The sequence below is a fragment of the Halobacteriovoraceae bacterium genome, from assembly GCA_020635115.1.
GTDB lineage: Bacteria > Bdellovibrionota > Bacteriovoracia > Bacteriovoracales > Bacteriovoracaceae > JACKAK01.
On record JACKAK010000002.1, the window covers coordinates 34,748 to 54,754 of the forward strand.

The window sequence follows — 20,007 nt, forward strand, 5'->3', positions numbered from 1 at the left end:
AAAAAAGGCCCACTCTGAGGTGGGCCTTTATCTTTGATATATAGTAAAAAATTAACGTTTTGAGAATTGGAAAGATCTTCTGGCCCCTGCAAAACCGTACTTTTTCCTTTCAACTTTACGAGAGTCTCTTGTAAGAAATCCGGCCTTCTTTAACTCTGATCTCAAAGTGGGATCAGTCTTAATTAAAGCTCTTGCAACTCCTAAGCGAATCGCGCCAGACTGTCCTGTAGACCCACCACCAACAACATTCACTCTAACATCATACTTATTTGAAATCTTAAGAAGGTTCATAGGTTGATTGACAACATATCTGTCTGTCCCCTTAGGGAAATAATCTTGTACTTCTCTGTTATTAACAATCACTTTACCGTTGCCTTCGCAAATGTAAACTCTTGCAACAGACGACTTTCTTCTACCTACACCATGTGCTAAATAACTTGTACTCTTCTTCTCGCTCGACATGTGTTTTCCTCTTTATTTTATATATTGTAAACTTCAGGAGATTGCGCTTCGTGTGGATGTGCCTCTCCCTTATACACTTTCAATTTAGTTAATTGTTTTCTACCTAAGGTATTTTTTGGAAGCATACCTTTCACAGCATTCATAACTATTAGTTCAGGGTGTTTGTCTAATTGTTCTTGAGCTGTTCTTTGCTTCAATCCACCAATATGGTTAGTGTGCCAATAGTATTTCTTATCCTTAAGTTTCTTTCCTGTGAATCTTACTTTTTCAGCATTGATCACAACAACAAAGTCCCCACTATCAGTATGTGGCGTATACTTTGGATTATTTTTGCCTCTTAGGATGTCAGCAATCTCAGTGGCCAAACGACCTACAATCTTATCCTGAGCATCAATAATGAACCACTTTTTCTCAGCATCGGCCGGTTTTAAAACAAATGACTTCTGTACGTACATAATAAACCTTCTCACTTACAACTATAAAATAACGCAACAAAAAAAGAAAATCTTGAACCTTATATATAAAGAAAGCATGCCCCGTCAAGGCGATTTTCATATAATATGTTAATTTAGAAGTATATCCTAGAATGTTCCAATGGATAAGTGCCAACGAGCAAACTCAATTCGTCTGTCTGTTTTGTTTAATTTGACACCATAGTCTAAATCTAATGATCCAACGGGGGTCAAGTATTTAAAACTAATACCTGCTGTTGCTTTTTCTCCAAATAATTTTAATTTATCAAAGCTGAGACTTCCAGCATCATAAAAAAGGCCTATATTAATTGTATCAGAATAGAATATACGTGGTTCTATTTTCATGCTTGTCATGTATAAGGAATCCGTCACAAGAAGCTCTGTAATATCTTTAGAACTGTCGCCAATTTTTCTTTGATTTAAAAGTTCATCAGAATATCCTCTAACAAAGTCTAGTCCTGAAAGTCTAAAAATCTTTGTAGGGGGAATGCCATTACTATCGCTAATAATGTCTGATAGGTTTTTTTGTTTTCCTAAAGTATAAGAAATTGCAATTCCCCAATTTTTAGCAGACCAGTACATCTTATTCCTAAATATCAATTTATAAAATTTTACTTCATAGTCTTCTTTTTTCATCGAACCAAAATCAGGAGAAGAATATTCAAAAAATATACCTGAAAAAAAACCTTTTCTGGGGTTGGTTTTGTTATCTCGAAAGTCTAATAACATATTGGGTGAAATACTACCAATTCGGAAATACCTGTTCAGATTGACAACATTATTATTATCATCAAGTTTATCTAATGAATTAAATTGTTTAATGTCTTCTATTTCATATTGAAGGCCTAAAGAGAAAAATTTTGTAAAATATCGAGAAAACCGAATGTCAGCACTTAAAGTATCTGCATCGAATAAAACATATCTTTTTCTTTGAGTACTCAATGAATTTTCAAACTGAATTTTTGTACCGAAAAGATATGGCTCAATGTATTTTACCTTCGCCAAATATTCTAACTCACTTCCATAAAGAGCAAGTCGTTCGCTCTCGATGTTATTTTTATCTAACCTTTGGTTTAAAACTGTATCTAAAGAAAGTATTCTATTTAATCCATAAAGATTTATATATTTAAGACTTGTTGAAAGCTTTAGACCAATATCTGTTCTATATCCAGGTGCAACTTCAAAAATTCCAGGATTTCTTTCATTCACTTGTACTAAAATATTAACATTGTAGAATTCATCTGTTTGTATTTCACGATTTAAAGGCACAACGCTAACTCTTACAAATGAAAATACTTCTAAAGAAGAAAGATTGTCTTTGAATTGATGTATATCAACATCACTTAAGATATCACCTTTATTAGAAGGAAATTCTCTTAATATAACTTCAGGTCTCGTTTTCTTTAATCCAGAAATGATTATTCTGTTAAACTTGATTTTTTTCTGAATATCAAAAGCAAAATTCAACCTTGCAGTTTTATACCCATCTACATATTGAATTAATTGAGAAGGATCCTGTGAAAGTCTTGCAAAAAAGAAACCTTGATTCTTAAGATATTGAATAACCTTCGTAATTTGTGAATCAATGGCCAAATAATTTAGAGGTTCACCTTTTTTAAGTTCAATTAAATCTTTAACTTCTTTTTGCAAGTTTTTATCTTCTATTCCTTGAATGTTAACATCATCAATTATAGTTTGCTCGTCTTCATCTATACGATATAGTACATCATACTGCTTACTCTTATAAACGATTGGACCATCTATTTTAACAAATGGAAATCCATTTTTAAAGTACTCCTCTTTAATATGTTCTTTAAAATTTTGTAAGTATTCCAAATTGTAATGACCATTTTTAGATATCCCTGTTGCAAATTCATAAAACAAATTTTTTAATTTTGAATCGGTGACTGATTGATTACCATCAAAACTAATTGACTTAATTTTGATTTTCTTCCCTTCTTGAATATTTAAATAAACATTTGTAATTTCACCTGTTTTCGACAAATAATTTATAACATTGATATATGTTTTTGTTCCGAACACACCTAGTAATTCGTATCTACTATTTACAGCTTCTTTTAGTTTTGGAATATCTAGTCCCTGTTGAGACTCCCTAAGTGAAGCATATAATATATCTCTTAGTTCTTGTATTTCAAGATGCTTATTGCCTTCGATATATAAATTAAACTTTTGTCCAAGATCAATTTCCAAATCAATTTTTATACTTATCGTAGAATCTTCAACCTGAGGGATTACTTGTTTAATGTTGACAAAATAATAACCCATTTTTAATAACTCGTCTTTAAGCTCATTAATGACAATATTGAATTTGATTTTATCCCATTTCTTATTGGACAGTTTCTTAAATCTATTCTTTAAGCGCAGACTTTCAATATCTGAACTAGTAACAATATTTACCGACTTTAGAATAATGAAATCAGATTTTTCCATCTGAAATCTAACAAATAAACCATCCTCATTTTCTTCAAGTCTTAAATTATATTTAATATTTCTATGACCTTTGTTCTGAAGGTGTAATAAAATTGATTGTCTAAATTCCTCAACATCATCCTCTGTAATAAAGTCACCTGTTTTATATTTGTTGTTAAAATCTATCATCTCCTGCGCGAGTGAGTCATTCCCAATAAATTCGAATCCTTTAAAAACTTTTTTGAAGTTTACATTTATAATAATTTTTTTAATATTTTGGCCATTTCCTATCAGTTTAAATCCAGCGTTTTTAATATTATCACTTAAAAATAAAATCTTCAGGGCCGTTAAAGCTGATGTCTGATCAATCATTTCATCTGAAAAAAATTGTCTTGCCTGTTCTCTGAATGACATACAAAATTTATTATTTGGACAATTAACTTCTAATTCAATAGAATAAGCTCTTTGAAATATTACGATAAAATAGAATATGGCAGCTAGAATTCTTTTCATTCAAACGTCCATTTAAATTTCAAGTCCCCTCCTAGGGAGTTTATTGAACCGTCATTGGAATCTGTATCATTACTTTTTAGTTCGTAAATTCCTTGTAAAGAGATATTTTTGTTTAAATTATATTTTAATTTTACTTCTTGTTTTTCTTGTAAATTCCCTCCAACTGTAGAGCTAAAACTAAGTCCCAGTTTTTTATTAATCGGCTTATCTATTTGTATTTTTGTGGTAGTCTTAAGCTTATTGTCAGAGTTGTTTGTATTACTTGTTGTACTTACAAGGTTTGTTTCGTCAACAAATTCAGGTACAACACTTAATTTTATTCCAAAAGACTCATTTAATTGTTCATTTATCTTGAGTTGATCAACTAAAATACTCCCAATTCCCAATCTCGTAACAGAAGTCAATGCAGATTTATTTATTTTAGCAGACATTTCTGTGGTATATCCGAGAGTTAACAATGAAAGAATATCTTCTTGACCTAATGCAGGCTCGGAGAATAGTTCCAATTTTGTATCATTTACTGGACCTTTTAAGTTGGCAACGACTACATATTCTGAAACTTCGCTCGTAGAACTTAAATTTATTTCTGGAATCGATTTATCAATTTCATCTTTAAAAACTTCTCCCTTCGTTACAACAAAATCATATCCCTTAAATTTAATTTTACTGTTAGTTGGTACTATATTGAGTTTTGTTCTGTACATCATATCATGAATTCCACCCTCTAGTTTTAGCTCTCCAGTAATGAAAAAATCTAAAAAATTTGATTTCAATCTAATTGGAGAAGTAATATAGATGTTAGAATTCAGCTCAATAAGTTCATTTGTTCTTATATTTTTTTTATCAGGTAAATATCTGTTACTATCATTAATTTTTCCTCCACTAAAATTATTAAGATCATCCTGAAAAATTCCATAAGTAATATTTGTATCGCTCTTCACAAGATATGGTGGTTTTATTCCAGATAAACTTAAAGTACTATTAAATACAAATCTAGAACGTTCCAATATTTTAAGCGCAACGTTTTCTATATTAAAGTCTAAACTTAATGTCGGATAGGGAAACTTTAATGCAATATTTCCACTCCCATTTATTTCACCTCCTTCATAATCTGCTTTAATTGATTGTAAAAATATATCACCATTATTAAATAGAATATTAAAAGAGGTATTTTTAAATTCACCAAAAACAGAAGAAAGACTTATATTCATTTTTTTACTAATAATTTCGGCATTTATGTCAAATTTTTCCTGATTACCTAAGAAAACAAAATATCCAGAGATGTCTCCTTTAGAATATTTTATTTTTTTACTTAAAAGGTTTAAATATTTAGAATTAAAACTAAATAATGTTTTAAACTGAAAATCTTTATTAAGATCACCTTTACTAATTGATCTTAAATACTCTGTTCCGTCACTTACTGAAAAATTACTTTTTTTAACTTCGCCATTCTCAATTTTTGTCACTAACTCATTATTTAAACTAAAATAAGAATCCTCATATGCAAAAGAAAACTTATCTATGTGGAAACTAAAATTAGTATCCCTGAAATTTTTCAAATAGGAGCTTAACTTTATGGTTGATTTTAGATTTAGCTCTGGCCCATTGATTTCCATATTTCTTTCTGTAAATATTCCAAATAAATATTTGCCGTCGTCAACATTGAAATCAATTTCAATTTCAGATGGATGTCTTTTTTTGCCGAGAATCAACTCTGATAAATCTATATTCATTGAAACTCTAATATCTTTTCCAAAAATGCTCATCTCGGAATTTAATATATTCCTATCATAAAAAAACAGTATATTTGAGTCTGGAATTTTTTCACGAGCTATTTGGGTTTCTTCTAGTTTTAACTCTCCTCTTACAGAGTGATCCTTTAATAGTCCTGATCCATAGACAGACCCATTCATTTGTCCATCTATTCCAAAATCAAAATTCTTAAACAATTCCAAGTCTTGCAATTTGAACTTACTTATATCTGATTCATATTCACAATAAGTAGTTTTTAAGTTGTAAAGTATATTCGCTTTAAATTGTCCTTGTTCTTTTTGCAAAGTTATATTTTTCAATGAAATAATTTCTTTTTCTAATTCATAATTTAAGCTAAGTTGATCTATCTTATGATTTAATATATTACTTCTATCACTGTACATAAATCCTGAGATACTCATTTCTGATAGTTTATATCCTCCTGAAATTCTAAGATTTGTTTTAAATTCTGAATTTAAAATATTTCCTAGCCCCGTAAATTTATCTTTCATATTTTGAAATATATCTAAAGCATCTTCTAAATTACTTTTTTTAACGTTTATACCCAGATCCATCCTGGCATTTTTCCCAAATATAAGTTTACCTTTTCCTTCGTATTCAGAGATTTCTTTTTTTCCTTTATAATCTAGAATATTCAATTCATTTTTATCTAAATCATATTGCATATGTGTAATAGCATCTCCAAGGTTTAATCCTACTACTGAGAACTGATTTACAGTGAAATACATGTCTAGATAGTTCCTACTATCTAAAATCATTTTAAAATCTACTCCACCTCTCCCTTCAATATCAACTCCTGCTATTGGACCAAATTCTTTGAAATCGATAAGACCTTCTTTTATTGAAAATTCAGCGACTTTGTTGTTAATCATTCCTTTCAATAATAAATTTGTATATTCTCCCATTCTAATTTCATACTGCAAATCCAATTTATTTTGCCAATTCCAATTCAATATTCCACCTTGAACTTTTAACTCATTATTAATAATAATAGGTCTCTGAACATTTTTTCCAAGATAAAAATCTTTTATTATGCTTTCTTTCAAATCAATTTTGAAATCTTCTTCAAAATTGACAAATATGTTTCCTGACAGTTGACCGCTTATAAAATCAATAGAATCTCTAAATGAATAGATTAATGGTTTAAGATCCATATTATTTGCTTTTATAAAATATTTTTTATCTATAAATTTGTTTTGAGAGATATTAAAAAATTTGATTTTATCTTCCGTTTTGATCATCCCGTTTTCATTTTTTAAAATAAATGAATCCAGATAAACGATTTCATCTAAAATCCTAACAGATGTACTTAGACTATCTCCGTAAAACCAAGGTGTTCTGACATTTCTTAAATTCAGATCCGTTTTAATTTCTAACTCTCCTAAACGGCCCATGACATTCGCTTTAAAATCTAGTTCTCCATATATTTCTTTATCAATTTTAAATCTCTTAAGAAGACTATTTTCAATATTTACATCACCTTGAATCTCAAAGTTTACTTTATGTCCATTTTCTTCCTCAATTTCCCCTTTAGTTGAGACAAAATTTAAATCATCAGAGATATTAAGTTTTTTAATCCAAACTTTATTCTTATATGTTTGTGCTTTCAATTCAAAATAATCTATTTTGTGTTCATTAATATGAATATCTTCACTTTCAATTTCTAAAGTTGTGGTATGTTTTTTTAAGTTTAGACTAGCAAATTTCACAAAGGCATGTAGTTCATCTTTGTAGAGACCGATATCATTTAACTCAATCCCCATGATCTTTACATTTTTTCCATTGTAAAGTTTATTTCTAAACGCATCAAATTCACTAAGCATATTTTCATTAAATTCTATTTTTTTCTCGTGCAGTGAATTCAACATTAAAATTTGTCCATCACTCATCTTTATTTTTTTTATGGCCAAATCTGAATAAAACAAATCGAAAATATCAATTTCAATAGATAATTCATTAACTTGAAGAATCTTTTGATTTTGATATTCAAATCTAACATTTTCCAATATCGTAGCAGGAGGGAAAACATTGACACTTATTCTTTCAAACTCTAATTTAGCAGATGCAATTTTCTTTATTGCCCTTGTAATCTCACGGGAAAGGATGCTTGAAAAATACTCAGTCTGAGTGAATTTCATTGCACCAACAATCAAAATTGAAACAATTATAAAAAAAAGAATAAGTACTTTATTATATCTTCTTCTCAATCTCTTCTAACCTATACTTTGTTAGTCTGTAGCTACCTTTGAGTAAGTATACTCTCTTAAATAATTCTTTAGCTTCAACATAATCACCAATTAAAAAGTGTATCTCTGCAAGCTCATAAAACATGTTAATTTTTAATTCTCCTGAAAGATATTCATTTTCTATTAACGTTAATAAAATATCTCTTGCATTAACTAAATCATTTAACTCAATTCGAATACTTATTTCTAGCAAAAGGATTTCATTAACATAATATTCGAAATTAATTCTCTGTATTTCAGTAAAAAGAAAATTCAAAACTTCTAATAACCCCATTTGGTAGAATGCAATAATCAATTCTCTCAAAATATCTAATTCGAATTTTTTTTCTTTAATCGCAATAATTATTAAATTTTGATTAATATCTGAGTTATCCCAAGCAAAATGAAGCGGAACAATAGAAAGTTGATTTGAGAAAACTTTTGATTCTATTCTATCGTTTGCATATAATAAATCAAATTTCTGAATATCCTCTTTCTTGATTTTAATATTTTTTTGTTCAAGCTTAGGAAGTTTGAAAATTCTTGTCCCTACTCCTTCTGAAAAATCCTCCTCATTCAAAGCTGGAAATTTTCTACGATACATCTCAAAAGCATTTTTGATTCTAGGATCACTCTCTATAAGCTCTAAGTTTATTAAAAGTTGTATGAAACTGATTCTATCTTTTGCACAATCTAAACCATCTAACCATTTATCTAGAGAGTTCAAGATTTCATGAAAATTTTCTTTTAAAAATAAAAAATCATAATTTCCTAACTCGCTTTCTACCTGCGAGTTGAATTTTTCAAATTTAGCAAATTTTCTTTGAACTTTTAGTATTGATAAAATACTAGAATCTAATATTTCAATTTCAGACTCAATTTTTTTAATTTCAAGGTATTTGTAAAACTCTTCCAAATATTTTTTGCATTCTAGAATCTGACCCTTTTCGAAATTCATTACAATTCTCAAAAGATAAAAATATTTCTTTAACTCTTTTCGGCCAGACCCATATATTATTTTTTGATCATCAAAATTTATTAAATAATTAATAATTTCATCAACACTTTTTAAGCTTTTTAATTTTTCAGTAATCGTATGCATTAACTCCAAATAACCATCCTGGTTAAGGGCCAAGTAATTAAAAATATTACTCTTTTATTTTACTTAATGTGTCAAAATTTGAGAAGAATAGGTAGCAAATGCCTCAAAATAATATGAAATATTACCAAGAATAAACATTCAAAAACTATCTGTAAAAATGGCCAAGAATAGGATTATTTCGTTTTAACTCGCTCTACATAATCTCCTGTACGCGTGTCAATTTTTAGAACTTCTCCTTGCTTAATAAATAGCGGAACATTCACTTGTAAACCCGTATTCATAATGGCCTTTTTTGTACCACCACTTGCCGTATCTCCCTTAAGTCCAGGATCAGTTTCAGCTACCTCTAGTTCTATAAAATTAGGGAGTTCTACAGATATTGGTCGACTATTGTGGTAAAGTACAGAGACTTTAATTCCTTCTTGCAAATAATTTTTTGCATCACCGACTTGATCAAAAGTAAGATGAATCGTTTCGTAATTTGCTTGATCCATGAAATTATAACCATCTTGATCATCATACATATATTCCATTTCTTTATCAGAACAATCTGGCTTATCCACTGTATCCACACCGGCCTTAAAAGTTCTTTCTATAACTTGACCTGTTTCAAGGTTTTTTAATCTTGTTCTCACAAAGGCCGAACCTTTACCTGGATTGACATGATTTGATTCAACAATGACAAATATTTTTTTCTCTATTTCAATTTTCAAACCTTTTCTAAAATCAGTTGTCTGATACATCTAGTTCTCCCTATTTATCCAAAGTGCTAATACACCATTGATATATGCATTCTTTCCAAGACCCTCAAGTGCAAAATTTACTGATCTTGAAGTTATTCTTTCTTTTCTAAAATCTTCTCTTTGAAATGTATTTGATAAGTGGACTTCACACACTGGAACTTTCATGAGTTTTAACGCATCGTGAATTCCTACACTTGTATGTGTATATGCTGCAGGATTAATCACTAGTCCATTTAATTTATTGTTTGAAGAGGCCTTTTGAATTTCATTTATAATTTCCCCTTCAATATTGCTTTGAAACCATTCAATTTCTAGATGATCAATATATTCAGATAGTACTTTTTTAGTACTATCTTGAATCTCTTGCAGTGTATGCCCACCATAAATATCTTTTTCGCGTTTACCAAGCATATTAATGTTTGGCCCATTAATTATAAGAATTTTAAACATAACCTTTCCTAATGATGCGTCAAAATATCAACATTTCATAAAATAGTAAATTAAGATTTTTGTACGGAACTTTGTTTTTTTGCTCGTTGATGAATTCCAGATAAAAACTGGCTAAATTTCTTACCTAACTCCTTATTATCATGTTTTTGTTTCTTTTTTGACTCGGATTGACCTAACTTCTTATCAAGAATATTTGATAAAACATCATGGCCCTGTGCTTTTTCAATTGGGTTTTTTATCACTTTTCTAGATTCTTGAATTTCTTCAATTTCTGCAATTTTTTTACTGATAATTTCTGGCCCTACACCTTCAAATGACTTCAATATTTCTTTGGCCTTAGCATAGTAACCTTGCGAAACGTATAAATCTACAAGCGTTAAAGTTACAATATTATTAACATCACTCTTTTTAGGTTCTACACTTGTAGTTAATATTTTTTCATTATTAGGCTCGAACTCGCTTGGTCGATTATTGTTTTCTAACATAACTGGAGGAATTTCTTCTTTAGTAATTTCTTGAATATTTGTTGGACCTATAGTCCACTCATTTCCAATCTCTTCTTCTGCTTCTTGATTTACACCCTCCATAAAATCTACTTGTACCCAATCATCAAGGTCATCAAATGGGCCACTCGCGAGATTTTCTTCCTTCGAAAAGCTTTTTTCCTCTAAAAATTGAAAAGTCTCTCTATTCTCTAAATCTTTAACCTTACCTTGAATTTCATAGTCTTTAGGATTTAAAAACAATAAAAACTTATAGACTTCTAAGGCCTCTTCTTCGTGGTTGAGTTTTGTACAAACCTCTGCAAATAACTTTTGAAGACGAATATTATCACGATTTTTATTAATCAGTGGCCTTAGTATACCATAGGCCAGCTGGTCTTGTTCACAATCATGATAACATGCGGCCAAAGCAACATGGCCCATAATATAGTCAGGATTATTTTTAATACCTTCTTTTAAAACAACCAAGGCATCATCAATCCTACCAAGTTTCCTATAGACTTCTGCAAGAGGTGCAAAAACTCTTGAACGACGATTTTTCTCGTACATATTAAGATATTTTTGCAACAGAGGGTTATTTCCCATTATTAAACTCTCAACTGAGTACTTATCAAAGTTTGTTGGCCAGGCCAGCTTCTTCTTGGTTTATAATTCTCGGAGTTAAAAAGATAATAAGTTCACTCTTATCAGTTGAAGGGTTATATGATGTCCTAAACAACCAACCGATTAGTGGTATATCCTTTATAAAAGGTATCCCTGAATGTGATTGAGTTTTCTTAAATTTATAAAGGCCCCCAATAACTACAGTTGCTCCGTTTTCTACTAATACATTTGTTTTTATATTTTTGGAAGTTCTATCAGGAGGTGCATCCTCACCAATTTTACTATCACCAAATTCTTCTTTCTTCACTTCTACATCTAGAACAATTGAACCTTCATTGGTTACTTGGGGTGTAACTTTCAAATTCACAGAAGCGTCAGTTGAATTAAATGTAAAAGTATCAGTACCTGATGCATCTTGTTGTCTAATACGATAGCTTGTTGTATCCTTAGATTCTATAATTGCCTGTTTTTTATTCTGAGTAACAACTTTTGGCGTAGCTATAACTTTCAATTTCTTTTCTGCTTCTAAGAGTTCAAGATCAAAACCAAAATTGAATAACCTCTTAAAGGTACCAATTCCAAACGAAAATATCGAAGAAGTTGCTTCTGAAGTTGCTGAAGCAAATTGCATCCCTGGACCATATTCTCTCCCTCCGCCAATATCTGTAGTACCACCAGTACTTACCCTATCTGAAGGCATAGAACCAATAGGATCATAGCCAAAGGTAACTCCATTTCTTAGACCAATTTTCTTAGAATAACTTTCAACAACTTCAATAATCTTTGATTCTATTAGTACTTGAGGTGTTTGGGTATCTAAGTATTCTATGATTTTATTCACTTTTTCAATAACTGAAGTAGTGTCTTTTACAATAAGTGAATTGGTTCTTTCATCCTTGGTAATTTTCCCTCTTCCCTGTGTAATGTATTCTTTCACAATTGTTTCCATATCTGCCAAAGTCGAATAACTTATCGCAAATATTTTAGTGACAAGTGGTTCTTGAGTTTGAGTAACTTTTTTAGCTTCATTTTCGATTCTTTTTTCTTCAGTGGCCTTTGCTAAAGTCGTGATCATTAATATGATACCATTTTTTTGTGCAACTAATTTATTTAAACCGAGGATAGTGTCAAGAGCTTGATCCCAAGGAACATTTGTAAGAGTGAGGGTCAAAGGTTTAAGACCTTTTACTTCATCAGTTATAATAATATTGAAACCTGAAGCATCTGCGATCATTTTTAAAATTTCTTCAACGGCCAATTCTTTAACGTTTAAAGATATTTTTTTTCCAACATATTTCTTTCTTCCCGAAAGAGTAATATTTTCAAGAATATCTTCAATGGCCAGAGATTTTGGAATATGATACTTCCCACTTCCTTCCAAGTTTATTGCTTTTTCTTGTTTAATGATTGAATCTACTTTTTGATTAGAAAAAACTCCAAACCTATTTTCAACGCCAAGAATAATTTTATTTCCCTTTCTCTCTAGAGCAGATCTTACGTTATCTCTCAATTGTACTAAGATACGTAAATCTTTTGGACTCTGGGCCCTTTTGTAGGCCTTAACATAAGTTACAGCTCCGTTAAACTCAGAAGTATCAAATCCCCGCAAAACTGCTTCTGTTTCAGGATCGACGTCATTAAAATCAATTATAACTTGTTTATTTTCTTTAACATGATATTTCGTTGCATTAACGCTACCAATATCGAATTCAAAATCTAGATAACTAATTTCACCATATTGTCTGAACTTAATTGGCATCAACTTTGCGCTAGCGAAAGCAAAGTATGGAACAATCATAAAAATTAAGAGAAAAATTCCTTTTTTCATAAACCTCATCCTAAGGTTAAAGAAGCCCTTGGTTTCATTCTACAGTAACTAGTAGAATATTCTACTAAAAGTTACTTAGCATCGCGTTAGTCTGTTACAGGAATAATTGTTTCCAGATATTCATCTTCATCATACACATTTCTAATTTTTTCAACGAGAACGATCCCACCAGGTAGAATTGCCTTTAACTCAGCTTCATCAACGCCTAATTTCATACCTTCTTTAAGAATAAATGTTTGTTTACCTTTTCCTTCGATTTTAGCAAGCGCTCTACGTTCTTCACCTACAATAACTCCAACTATTTTAATCTGATTTATGGGAACGTTTTCGATAGAAGGAAGATTCGTAAAACTATTATTTCTTAACTTAGAATAAATTCTCTTTTTCTTTTTTTTTCCAAAAATCACTTTTTGTTTGAAAGGATCTCGTAGGTCAAAGGGATTTTCAATCTGGGTTTCTCTTTTTATAAACTGAGATCTTTTTTCATCAGATGTTTCAGCGATAGCTAAATTTAATAAATTCGATAAAACAATTCCATATATTACTAGCTTCATAAATCATCCTTGATAAAAGCTATTTCTTTTTAAGTTTTTCTAGTCCTTCTATTTGTGTATCTACTTTATGAGAAGGATTATAGCGATAGGCCTCTATAACTGCTTCTGCCTTTACAATCTGAAAACGACCTTTTTGCCTTCCTTCTGGAGAGACAAAATTTAGAGTACTTACGTTTAGTAATCTTTCACTTAATGCAATTTTTTCAAAGAAAATTAAAAATTGCAAAAAGGTTCCTTCGCCACTAAACGAATAATTTTTTATAAAATAAAATCCTTTAGGGATTTCTCCTGTCGGACGAATTGAAGATTTTCTAATATTGAGTTTTTCACTTATTCCTTTAATGATGGCCTGATTTTCAGTATCAAGAGTCCTTGAAGGTAGCTTTTTTTTCAAATTTTCAACTCTCTCAGCGACATCGTTAATTTTCTCTTTCCAATTTTCGATATCACTATTGTAATCTGTTATTTTTGCTTTTTCTTTAGTTAACCTTTGAATTATTTTCTCTTGACTTACAATTAGTTTTTGGATTTCTTCTTTTCTATTTTTTTGCCCTTCAAACATTTCAAGCACATTCATGACAATGAGAACAAGAACAACCAAGTGCAATTTTGAAATAATTTTATCTAAGATTCCTTCCATATTTATTCAAACCTATCGATTGTCCCTTCAATGACAAAAACTTCATATCTTTCAGGAACACCATCTCCGTTGATATCTTCTTCCTTAGAATCTGAACTAATTAAGTTTAAGGATTTATTAAAAAAGATAGAATTATTGGCATTCCCTACAAAATTTCCAAGACTCGTGAAATTAGTTGAGCGTCCATTAATTTTAATTTTTCTATCTTTAATAACAATTGAGTCAAACCACATATCTTCAGGAATTTGTTTCGCGATATGAAGTAAAATTTGAAGAGGACTTGTCTTTGTATCAATTATTTTTTGAACATTTTTCTCGAGTATATTTACTTCTTTAAATTTTTCTTCGTATGCTTGTAACTCTCTTTTAAGAATTTCATTGCCTTCAGTATCTTTTTTTAAATTATTTACTTCTTTTTTCTTAACAATCAATTCTTGATCTTTTGCTGCAAGCTCTTCTTTAAAATAGTCCGGGAGGACATATTCTGGAAGCTGCCAAAGAATCGCAACCATTATCCAGCCAAAAATATTTACTTTATTAAGATCGATTCCAATAACAACAGGAATTCGAAAGGGTTTTTTCTTTTCAATGAGGTTAATCTTAATCATCGCCAACTTCCCTCATTGCTAAACCTAATGCAACAGAACCTCTAAAAGCAATTTCATTAATAACTTCTTCACTAAATTTTTTTTGATCTATTGCAATTTTTTCAAATGGATTCATTAATTTTACATTCATATCAAGAAGTTGCTCTAATCCTTCTAATATACCAGGTATCGCTGCGGTTCCCCCTGTAACGTAACATGTACTCATAGACTCGTCTGATGAAGAAGTAATATAAAACTCAATTGTCTTATTGATTTCTTCAAAAAATACTTCCACGACATCATCTATAATTTCAATAATCTCTTCAGGTAAATTGCCGTTTGCATCTCCATTTGCTTTTAAGTCTTCTGCTTCGTCAAAAACAAGTCCCATCTGCCTTTGAATTTCTTCTGTAATCATAGAACCACCCATCGTAATTTCCTTGGAGAAAATTAGATTTCTATTTCTATAAATACACATTGAAATTTTTTGTGCACCTAAATCTAAAATAAGAGCAGACTGATTTTCCGGTAATTCATTTCCATAGAGTAGTTCAAAAAGATTCGTAACCGCAATAACATCTAAATCCACTACTTTTACATTAAAATTTAATTCTTCAACCATTCCTTTGAAACTATTAATCGTCTCCGTTTTAGCAGCTCCAACTAAAACATCAACTCCTCCACCGACATTTTCACCAGCAATATGAAAAGAAATCACACACTCATCAACATCGAATGGAAGATAAGTTTCAGCTTCCCAAGTAACCTGTTCTTCGATTTCTTCTCGCGAACCACCTGCAAGCTGTATTCTTTTGGCAATAGAATTTGGTCCAAATAACCCAATTGCACAATTTTGTAATTTAAGTCCAGCATCTTTAACCGCTGCTAGAACAGCATCTTGCAATTCCTCATACTTGAGAATTTCATCATCTACAACAGTACCCTCGCTAAGAGGGGCCATGCCAAATTTGACCAGTCGATATTTTTTATCACCAGTTTTTTGAAGATGGGCAACTTTAATACATGAAGCCCCAATGTTAAGCCCAAAGAGATCCCCTCCTCCCATACTTAGTTGGCCTAAAAATTTTCGTTTTATTAGTTTACCAATACCATCTAGTTTCAAATCTTATCTCATATGTTTAAACTATAACGTCCCAGTAAAATTATACATTTAGACGCATCTCGCAAGCAAGTAATTTGACTCTATATATAAATTGAAGTTCCTATTTCTTTAAATAAAGACCAATTTTTTTAATTGTCCGATAAAGGGAGTATACAATTGCAAAAAAGCAATCACTAGAATTGAAGGGCCAAATGGTATCTCTGTATCTCTACCTGCCTTACCCAAGGCCATAAGCGTAAGCCCTACAATTGATCCTAAAAAACAACTTAAAAAAATGTGCTCTAAAATACCAAAAGGACCCATCATTACACCTAATGCAGCATAAAGTTTTATGTCTCCACCACCAAGTCCCTCAACTTTTCTAACTAAATAAAAAATCCACGCTATTCCTAGAGGAAATAAAAAACCAACTGCAAGTCCAAGTCCACTATAAGTCCAGGATAAACCTTCAAAATAGAGGGCCTTAAATGCAAAAAGTATAAGTAAAGCAAGATTAAGAGAATCGGGAAGTATGTGATGTCGTATATCAATTAAAAAATGACATACAAAAATATAGAGAATAAAAACCGAGGTCATATAATTTAATAATTCATGTAGGTTTAATCTAACAGGAAAATAAATGACGGCCATCGCTCCAAATAAAATTTCAATTAATGGATATTGCCATGAAATTTTCATATTACAATTTGCACATCTCCCCTTAAGAAATAAAAAACTAAATATTGGAATATTTTGATACCATTTGATTTTTGTTTTACAGCTTGGACAATGAGAAGGTAGAAAAACAACATCTTCTTCTTTCGGAAGTCTCAAAATTAAAACATTCGCAAAGCTCCCAAAAAGGGAGCCAAAGAAAAACGAAGATATTAAAAATAAACTATTCAATTTCTGCCTTATTAAACACCACAATAGACAATACGAGACTAACAATTAAATAGAGCATCGTATAGACTATTCCTTTAGTGAAATAGCTGAAATCAATTCCCTGCCCATAAATGATATTAATTTTAATATTAAGATTTGAAAGATTAGGTGTAAAAAGTTTAATTCCCTTTAACAAATACTTAAGCGGTCCTAAGGTTAACAGTAGTCGCTCATTTGATAGATATTCAATTGAATTTCCAAAAAGAAATACACTCAGACCTACAAAAAAAGAAATATAAATATTTGAAAGCACTGAAGCAAGGATACAAACACTTAAAAGGATGGCCGATTCACAAAGAGTAAACATAAAAGCATAAAAATAGTCCAAAATGAAACTTTGTTCAAAAATTAAAAAAATTAGAAAATTTATCACACACAGACACAGTACATTTAAACCATTGAGAAGCATCACGCCCAACCATTTCCCAATAATGTACTGCCCTCTTGAAATATCTTTTGAGAGAACAACATAAATTGACTTAGATCCTTTTTCCCCATTGATGGCATAAGCCCCAAGAAAAATGGCAGCAAAACAAGAACTTAAAGAAGCAAGACCTAGAGCTATATCTAATGTTATCTTTGCTGGATCTCCATAAGAAAACTGAAAAGCGACAATACTTACAGGAATCAAAAGGGCCACAGAAACAATGATATATATAAAAACTTTTTCCCTAAAAAGAGAACGAAAAGTAACTACACCGATATCGAAAATTTTGTTCATTTTTTAACTCTTAAGTTGAGAATTATCTGTTCAAGATCTATGAGATGAGGTCTGAGTTGATTAAGTTCAATATTGTTATTTTGCATGTATTGCAGTATTTCATGTTTTTGCGTATTTTTGTATTTTACTTCTTCTCCTTTAATTTCTAAAGGAGCATATTCCTTTGTGACCATTGTATCAGCTTTAAGCCAAAATTCATCAGTCACATAACTTTTTTGTAATTGCTTAATACTTCCATCATAAACCTTCTCACTTGAGTTTATGATCAGTATATTTTGGCATATTTCTTCAACATCAGTAACAATATGCGAACTAAAAAAAACTGTAGATCCTGAATCGTTTAGATCTTTTATTTTATTTTTAAGTAATCTTCTCGAAAGCGGATCAAGTCCTGAAAGTGGTTCGTCCAGTATTAAGAGTTTAGGATGATTTACATAAGAGCTTAAAAATCCTACTTTTTGAACCATCCCTTTTGACATTTCTTTGATTTTTATATTTAAATCGAAATCTACTCCAAGTACAGTTATCTCCCTTTTTATAAATTCTTTTATTTCATGTTTTTGTAATCCATTAAGTGTTCCCATAAAACATATAAATTCATTTCCACTCATTTCAGGATAAAAGATAGGTCGCTCAGGCAAATACCCGACTTTTTTCATATCCTTATTTGGAATCCAAGAAACTTTACCTTTGTCAGCTTTTAAAAATCCAAAGAGAATTTTAATAAGAGTTGTCTTTCCTTGCCCGTTTAAACCTAAAAATCCTGTAATTTTTCCTTCTTCTAATCTGAAAGACAAATCAGTATATACCTGATGAGAAGACTTTAATAAATCACTCTTAAATTTTTTGGCAATATTTTGAACTTCAAATATCATAAGAGTATTGTATATTAAAATAACTATATATCAAAAATGAAATACTATAAGTCGCTCTACATATTACTTCCCATCCTCTTTATAGTCATTAATTTGTCTTTTGCTAGGTATTGGCAAAAAGCAATTCCCGAGGTTACTTCTCAAGATGTACAAATCAATATAGATAGCTCTATCTATAAAATTTCAGGATTTGGAAATCAAAAACTCATAAGCTCATTTATGTGGCTACTTACTCTTATTGACTCTGATTCTGAACACTATAAAAAAAGAGATCTCAATTCTTGGATTTTTTTACGTATTAAAAATATTATCGAACTTGACCCAACTTTCTATACTGCATACAAAATTGGGGCACAATATCTTTCAATCGTTAAAGATGATATTTTCGGAGCAAAATATCTGATTGATAAGGGGTTGGTTCATTTTTCCAATCGCGCAGACTTTATGTATATTGCCGTTTTTCACTATTTTAATGAATTAAAAAACAGAAATCTTGCCTTAAGACTTGCTAAGGAATGTTTAAAAAGCTGCGAACAAAAATATCAATTTTATTTCCAAAAAATAATTGAGAAACTTTCCTTAAAAAAAGATGATCTACAAACAAGCTATGAAATTCTACTCGGTCAATACGACTCATTAAATAAAAATGATCCCGTTCAATTAAAAATTTATACTAAACTCTATGCTTTAAAAGCAGAAAAAGACCTAGGGTGTTTGAATAACAAGACAAACAAAAAGTTAAAATGCAGTACTAAGGATTTTGATAATAGGCCCTATGAATTTAATAATGGATATTATAGGGCCGAAAAAAAATGGAAACTTTTTTCTAATTAAAATTACTTACCAACTGGACATGTAGCAGAGTCAACGGTCATCACCTTAAAGTTGGTCATACCCATATAACAATTACCCTGACCTGAAATATTTCCAATTGTACCAATTGTATATGTGTTCGATGATGCATCAACTCCTGATAGTGAATCAATTGAACCAGAAGCAGGTACTGCTGCGACAGCTCTACCAGGAATACCTGAATCCAATGTACTACTTAATCTTGTCATAAAATATCTACTACCGCTATTTGCTGGATCAAAGGCATCTAAAGACAATTGAGTTAATGTTGCCGTATTTAGTACATCATATCCTTCATCCACTAAAAACGATTCAGCGGCCATGTAAAATGATGAGAGAGCAACTCTACCCTCCGCTTGTCTTGCCTTTGCTTGTTGCTTATTAAATGCCGGCAAGGCAACTGATGCTAAAATTCCTATAATTGCGACAACAACCATTAGTTCAACAAGAGTAAAACCTCTTGATTCTAATGATTTTTTTATTTTCTTCATTTCTGCACTCCTTAAGTTTTTTCTTATATTCATTTTGCCATAAATTAGTAGGTTGATGGCCCTTTTAATGCGTAAATCTATTATAATACCATTTTTTCAATATATTCAAGATGTTATAAATATTCCCTTTTCAAA

The 20,007-nt window shown here is 30.6% G+C and carries 18 protein-coding genes; 1 reads left to right on the plus strand and 17 read right to left on the minus strand.

What is annotated here, in order from left to right; genetic code table 11:
* Positions 1–51: 51 nt before the first annotated feature.
* From rpsI to H6622_02570, 16 genes are all read right to left on the minus strand, one after another.
* On the minus strand, positions 52–462 hold the full coding sequence (gene rpsI, locus H6622_02495; protein MCB9060374.1) for a 30S ribosomal protein S9: 411 nt from the start codon (positions 460–462) through the stop codon (positions 52–54).
* A gap of 17 nt (positions 463–479) precedes the next feature.
* Entirely contained in the window at positions 480–917 is a 438-nt protein-coding gene (rplM, locus tag H6622_02500) for a 50S ribosomal protein L13 (protein MCB9060375.1), read from the minus strand.
* Between the two features lie 126 nt (positions 918–1,043).
* On the minus strand, positions 1,044–3,878 hold the full coding sequence (locus H6622_02505) for a BamA/TamA family outer membrane protein (GenBank protein MCB9060376.1): 2,835 nt from the start codon (positions 3,876–3,878) through the stop codon (positions 1,044–1,046).
* Complete coding sequence (locus H6622_02510; GenBank protein ID MCB9060377.1) at positions 3,875–7,789, minus strand: translocation/assembly module TamB domain-containing protein; 3,915 nt, start codon at positions 7,787–7,789, stop codon at positions 3,875–3,877. The genes H6622_02505 and H6622_02510 overlap by 4 nt, the downstream gene beginning before the upstream one ends.
* A gap of 52 nt (positions 7,790–7,841) precedes the next feature.
* On the minus strand, positions 7,842–8,978 hold the full coding sequence (locus H6622_02515) for a hypothetical protein (GenBank protein ID MCB9060378.1): 1,137 nt from the start codon (positions 8,976–8,978) through the stop codon (positions 7,842–7,844).
* Between the two features lie 173 nt (positions 8,979–9,151).
* Positions 9,152–9,721: an elongation factor P gene (gene efp, locus H6622_02520; GenBank protein ID MCB9060379.1), complete on the minus strand. Its 570-nt coding sequence runs from the start codon at positions 9,719–9,721 to the stop codon at positions 9,152–9,154.
* A complete protein-coding gene (locus H6622_02525) occupies positions 9,722–10,171 on the minus strand; it encodes a 3-dehydroquinate dehydratase (protein MCB9060380.1) in 450 nt (149 codons plus the stop codon).
* 50 nt (positions 10,172–10,221) lie between these two features.
* A complete protein-coding gene (locus H6622_02530) occupies positions 10,222–11,223 on the minus strand; it encodes a tetratricopeptide repeat protein (protein ID MCB9060381.1) in 1,002 nt (333 codons plus the stop codon).
* 61 nt (positions 11,224–11,284) lie between these two features.
* The gene (gene pilQ / locus H6622_02535) at positions 11,285–13,105 is read right to left on the minus strand and encodes a type IV pilus secretin PilQ (GenBank protein ID MCB9060382.1); all 1,821 of its coding nucleotides are present in this window, start codon (positions 13,103–13,105) and stop codon (positions 11,285–11,287) included.
* 86 nt (positions 13,106–13,191) lie between these two features.
* Positions 13,192–13,659: a hypothetical protein gene (locus H6622_02540; protein MCB9060383.1), complete on the minus strand. Its 468-nt coding sequence runs from the start codon at positions 13,657–13,659 to the stop codon at positions 13,192–13,194.
* Between the two features lie 19 nt (positions 13,660–13,678).
* Positions 13,679–14,299, minus strand: coding sequence for a type 4a pilus biogenesis protein PilO (pilO, locus tag H6622_02545; protein MCB9060384.1), 621 nt, complete (start codon positions 14,297–14,299; stop codon positions 13,679–13,681).
* Positions 14,300–14,301: 2 nt separating this feature from the next.
* Positions 14,302–14,907 carry a PilN domain-containing protein gene (locus H6622_02550; GenBank protein ID MCB9060385.1) on the minus strand — a complete coding sequence of 202 codons (606 nt, stop codon included), beginning with the start codon at positions 14,905–14,907 and terminating at the stop codon, positions 14,302–14,304.
* A complete protein-coding gene (pilM, locus tag H6622_02555) occupies positions 14,900–16,009 on the minus strand; it encodes a type IV pilus assembly protein PilM (GenBank protein MCB9060386.1) in 1,110 nt (369 codons plus the stop codon). The genes H6622_02550 and pilM overlap by 8 nt, the downstream gene beginning before the upstream one ends.
* Before the next feature lie 108 nt (positions 16,010–16,117).
* Entirely contained in the window at positions 16,118–16,894 is a 777-nt protein-coding gene (locus H6622_02560; GenBank protein MCB9060387.1) for a prepilin peptidase, read from the minus strand.
* The gene (locus tag H6622_02565; protein MCB9060388.1) at positions 16,887–17,654 is read right to left on the minus strand and encodes an ABC transporter permease subunit; all 768 of its coding nucleotides are present in this window, start codon (positions 17,652–17,654) and stop codon (positions 16,887–16,889) included. Before H6622_02565 ends, H6622_02560 begins: the two co-directional genes overlap by 8 nt.
* Positions 17,651–18,529, minus strand: coding sequence for an ABC transporter ATP-binding protein (locus tag H6622_02570; GenBank protein ID MCB9060389.1), 879 nt, complete (start codon positions 18,527–18,529; stop codon positions 17,651–17,653). The genes H6622_02565 and H6622_02570 overlap by 4 nt, the downstream gene beginning before the upstream one ends.
* 36 nt (positions 18,530–18,565) lie before the next feature.
* Between H6622_02570 and H6622_02575 the strand changes: the two genes are divergently transcribed.
* A complete protein-coding gene (locus tag H6622_02575) occupies positions 18,566–19,363 on the plus strand; it encodes a hypothetical protein (protein MCB9060390.1) in 798 nt (265 codons plus the stop codon).
* Between the two features lie 2 nt (positions 19,364–19,365).
* Here the strand turns inward: H6622_02575 and H6622_02580 are convergent, their stop codons facing one another.
* Positions 19,366–19,872 carry a prepilin-type N-terminal cleavage/methylation domain-containing protein gene (locus tag H6622_02580; GenBank protein MCB9060391.1) on the minus strand — a complete coding sequence of 169 codons (507 nt, stop codon included), beginning with the start codon at positions 19,870–19,872 and terminating at the stop codon, positions 19,366–19,368.
* Positions 19,873–20,007: the final 135 nt, after the last annotated feature.

Bases quoted from the DNA above. Each gene is read 5' to 3' on its own strand.
- H6622_02575 (MCB9060390.1), top strand. From the start codon at position 18,566: ATGAAATACTATAAGTCGCTCTACATATTACTTCCCATCCTCTTTATA.
- H6622_02530 (MCB9060381.1), bottom strand. From the start codon at position 11,223: ATGTACGAGAAAAATCGTCGTTCAAGAGTTTTTGCACCTCTTGCAGAA.
- pilO (MCB9060384.1), bottom strand. From the start codon at position 14,299: ATGGAAGGAATCTTAGATAAAATTATTTCAAAATTGCACTTGGTTGTT.
- efp (MCB9060379.1), bottom strand. From the start codon at position 9,721: ATGTATCAGACAACTGATTTTAGAAAAGGTTTGAAAATTGAAATAGAG.
- H6622_02540 (MCB9060383.1), bottom strand. From the start codon at position 13,659: ATGAAGCTAGTAATATATGGAATTGTTTTATCGAATTTATTAAATTTA.
- H6622_02510 (MCB9060377.1), bottom strand. From the start codon at position 7,789: ATGAAATTCACTCAGACTGAGTATTTTTCAAGCATCCTTTCCCGTGAG.
- H6622_02515 (MCB9060378.1), bottom strand. From the start codon at position 8,978: ATGCATACGATTACTGAAAAATTAAAAAGCTTAAAAAGTGTTGATGAA.
- H6622_02505 (MCB9060376.1), bottom strand. From the start codon at position 3,878: ATGAAAAGAATTCTAGCTGCCATATTCTATTTTATCGTAATATTTCAA.
- H6622_02525 (MCB9060380.1), bottom strand. From the start codon at position 10,171: ATGTTTAAAATTCTTATAATTAATGGGCCAAACATTAATATGCTTGGT.
- rpsI (MCB9060374.1), bottom strand. From the start codon at position 462: ATGTCGAGCGAGAAGAAGAGTACAAGTTATTTAGCACATGGTGTAGGT.
- H6622_02565 (MCB9060388.1), bottom strand. From the start codon at position 17,654: ATGAACAAAATTTTCGATATCGGTGTAGTTACTTTTCGTTCTCTTTTT.
- rplM (MCB9060375.1), bottom strand. From the start codon at position 917: ATGTACGTACAGAAGTCATTTGTTTTAAAACCGGCCGATGCTGAGAAA.
- H6622_02570 (MCB9060389.1), bottom strand. From the start codon at position 18,529: ATGATATTTGAAGTTCAAAATATTGCCAAAAAATTTAAGAGTGATTTA.
- H6622_02580 (MCB9060391.1), bottom strand. From the start codon at position 19,872: ATGAAGAAAATAAAAAAATCATTAGAATCAAGAGGTTTTACTCTTGTT.
- pilQ (MCB9060382.1), bottom strand. From the start codon at position 13,105: ATGAAAAAAGGAATTTTTCTCTTAATTTTTATGATTGTTCCATACTTT.
- H6622_02550 (MCB9060385.1), bottom strand. From the start codon at position 14,907: ATGATTAAGATTAACCTCATTGAAAAGAAAAAACCCTTTCGAATTCCT.